This window comes from Chamaesiphon sp. OTE_75_metabat_556 (genome assembly GCF_031378165.1).
Taxonomy (GTDB): Bacteria; Cyanobacteriota; Cyanobacteriia; order Cyanobacteriales; family Chamaesiphonaceae; genus Chamaesiphon.
Genome location: NZ_JANNDR010000217.1, coordinates 1 through 2,774, shown reverse-complemented (window position 1 = coordinate 2,774; position 2,774 = coordinate 1). Strand labels below are relative to the sequence as shown.

Below are 2,774 nucleotides of genomic sequence, written 5' to 3'. Positions count from 1 at the left end.
AGTCGATCGAGGGATCGTTCTAGTTCCGCAACTCGTGTTTGCAATTGTCGAAATGAGCGTTTCGATCGCGTTGGCATATCCAGTCGGTGCGACCTCTGTTGATGATCTAATTTAAGCTATTGATCGGGCATCCTGATCGTTGAAACCCAATTATTTTGTCAATACATCACTTTATTTAGAAGTTTGTGAACTAGGCGGTTTATCGCTTGCGTCCGCTCTGTTCATCGAATCAATCTCAAGAGTTTGGTGACTATTCGATCGCTTTTGATAACATTCGATCCTTCTAAATAATCGGTTGTAATCCCGATCTTTTGGCTAGGTTAAAAGCTAGAGGTTTGGTGGTCTGAAATTTGAGTCAGACCTTATATAATTAGCGCATCGAAAATCCGCCAATTTTATGTCGATCTCTGCTCACAAACGATTGTGGCTCAACGCCTTGGCGATCGCCACCCTCGCCACGATTGCTCTCCCGCTGGCTGGACGCGCTGCCGAGCGGATTGTCACCCGATTTCCACCACTTAAAGACTTTTCTATTTCGGTTCGAGATCTTGAAGCCTTTGCTAAAGATGGCCATGCTGGCGATCGCGTATAGCAGTCGTCATGTTAGTTCATGGCGGCGATTGTTGCCGTATACGGGAACATTACAACGGATTGGAGGCATATTGAAGTCTATTTATCAATTGGAAAATTTTAGGGATAGTACATTTATCGTTTAGCGAACTGCTCATGAGACCTCAATTACTGATTCCAGAGTTTTCTAAAAGTGCGATCGATCCCAAAGCTCTGCTCCTCAATAGTTATGATGGTACTCCCGAAATTGATCGTGATGAATATCGGCTGACTATAATCGATAAATCTATTAATAAATGAATCCGATCGGACGTTACGTTTGTATATCCAACTAGAATCTTATCGAAACTCAATCATAATGATGAAATCAACTCTGAGTCGCAAAATTTTGACTATTGTTACTGGTTTAGCCGTCACCATGATGGGAATGAGTTCCATCGAAGCTGCAACCGCAGCAACAACATCTAGCACAGTTTCTACTCAAGTAGCTCCAGGTTCTAATCAAATTGCCGCCAATAAGATAAAACGTAAAAAAGTTGGTGCGATGAAGAAAGGTAGTACGATGAAGAAAGGTGATGCTATGAAAAATGGTGATGCTATGAAGAAACAGTAGAATTAGTATCTACTAACTACTAGACATCGTGCGAACATCGATGGGAGCGTGTCACTTTTGCGATGAGTATTTATACTCATCGACTCAAATACCATAATTGATAGAGCTTTTGCAGTGCCTACATTCCTGATTTCACATTTGTGCATTTGTCCAGATCTGCAAAAGTGACACGCTCCCAACATCGATCTAATGCTAAGAGAGTGTTTGAAAGATAAATTACTTTATGAATAAGACTTTTCAGGCACTTTTAGCTCGAATAGATCGATTGATATTTACATCATTTAAACTTGCTAAACCCCTAATATGCCAAATAATTATCCTCTCCTATTGAGCCTATCGATCGTGTCACTAATCACAGTCGCCTGTACCATTCCACAAACGATTTCGCCTACCCCTTCTGCCGATTCTACTCCAGTAGTGATAGCAGGAATGAAAATTGATCCGCCAATCGATATTCCCGCTGCTAAAGTCAAGGGTGAACAGACGATCGTCCTCGCAGGTGGTTGTTTTTGGGGTGTAGAAGCGGTGTTTGAACAGCTCAAAGGCGTTTCCAATGTTGTCTCTGGTTACTCTGGTGGAACTGAGACAACTGCAAATTATGATGCTGTCAGTCGCGGCGCGACAGATCATGCAGAAGCCGTCAAAATCACCTACGATCCCCAGCAAATTTCCCTTGGCAAATTACTAAAAATTTACTTTTTAGTCGCCCACGATCCGACTCAGGTAAATCGTCAAGAACCAGATGTTGGCCCCCAATATCGATCGGCGATCTTCTTCACTAATTCCGACCAACAAAAAGTAGCAAAAGCTTATATTGATCGGCTTAATAGAGCCAGTGTGTTCCCGAAACTAATTGCCACCCAATTAGTGCCATTAACTAAGTTTTATGGGGCTGAAGACTATCATCAAAATTTTATCGATCGCAATCCCAATCAAGCCTATGTCGTTAGACACGATCGACCAAAGTTAGCACAACTACGACAACAATTTCCCAATCTGATCAAAAAAAGTTAGATTTTTAAATTAACCCCTGCTTACCAGCCCGCGTTGCGGAATCGCTCCCTAATATCTAAAACGTGCACTTAGGAATACTTACACTACTGGCATCAATCTAAACGCGATCAATTATTTACTACTGAATTAATTTGCTCACCCCCAGTACCAGCTTTGCCAAGTAGCCATCCAAATCGCCAGCATGGTAACTTAGTTCCGTTAAGCATTCCAACACATGGTGACTAAGTGCAGAGGACAGGGGGTCTAGAGAACTCATGGACAGATAATTAATGAAGAACTTGGAAATAAATAGGCCGAGTATAAGATTTATACCTAGAACTTTCAATGATTAGAATCAATTTAGAGCCGATTTCGATGAATTTTCATTTCCCGCTGACTGCGAGAGATTACACCCAATCAGCTTTGAACGAGAGCTTAATCTGCCAGCAACGAAACAGCGTCCAGCTCGCTAGAGGCACTTAACGTGAAAAGTCAGGGTAGTTGAGAACTGTGACGATCGAGTTTGGAACCGACCCAACCCAGCAAATAGCCGAGGTGGATCTTACCCACCTCGGCTATTTAATATTCCCGATCGATT

At 42.3% G+C, this 2,774-nt stretch carries 4 protein-coding genes; all 4 read left to right on the top strand.

All coding sequences use genetic code 11. The features are described 5' to 3' along the window. The first annotated feature begins 397 nt into the window (after positions 1–397). The 4 genes from RMO27_RS09030 to msrA all read left to right on the top strand — a co-directional run bounded on the left by RMO27_RS09030 (position 398) and on the right by msrA (position 2,197). Positions 398–592, top strand: a complete 195-nt coding sequence (locus RMO27_RS09030) for an alpha/beta hydrolase (RefSeq protein WP_309731531.1) — start codon at positions 398–400, stop codon at positions 590–592. A gap of 134 nt (positions 593–726) precedes the next feature. After that, a complete protein-coding gene (locus RMO27_RS09025; RefSeq protein ID WP_309731529.1) occupies positions 727–870 on the top strand; it encodes a hypothetical protein in 144 nt (47 codons plus the stop codon). 61 nt (positions 871–931) lie between these two features. Then, entirely contained in the window at positions 932–1,183 is a 252-nt protein-coding gene (locus tag RMO27_RS09020; protein ID WP_309731527.1) for a hypothetical protein, read from the top strand. Positions 1,184–1,486: 303 nt separating this feature from the next. Further along, positions 1,487–2,197 (top strand): peptide-methionine (S)-S-oxide reductase MsrA, encoded by a 711-nt coding sequence (gene msrA / locus RMO27_RS09015; RefSeq protein ID WP_396133648.1) that lies wholly within the window; start codon positions 1,487–1,489, stop codon positions 2,195–2,197. Positions 2,198–2,774: the final 577 nt, after the last annotated feature.

Coding starts and splice junctions, on each gene's coding strand:
- RMO27_RS09030 (WP_309731531.1), top strand. CDS start 398: ATGTCGATCTCTGCTCACAAACGATTGTGGCTCAACGCCTTGGCGATC.
- msrA (WP_396133648.1), top strand. CDS start 1,487: ATGCCAAATAATTATCCTCTCCTATTGAGCCTATCGATCGTGTCACTA.
- RMO27_RS09025 (WP_309731529.1), top strand. CDS start 727: ATGAGACCTCAATTACTGATTCCAGAGTTTTCTAAAAGTGCGATCGAT.
- RMO27_RS09020 (WP_309731527.1), top strand. CDS start 932: ATGAAATCAACTCTGAGTCGCAAAATTTTGACTATTGTTACTGGTTTA.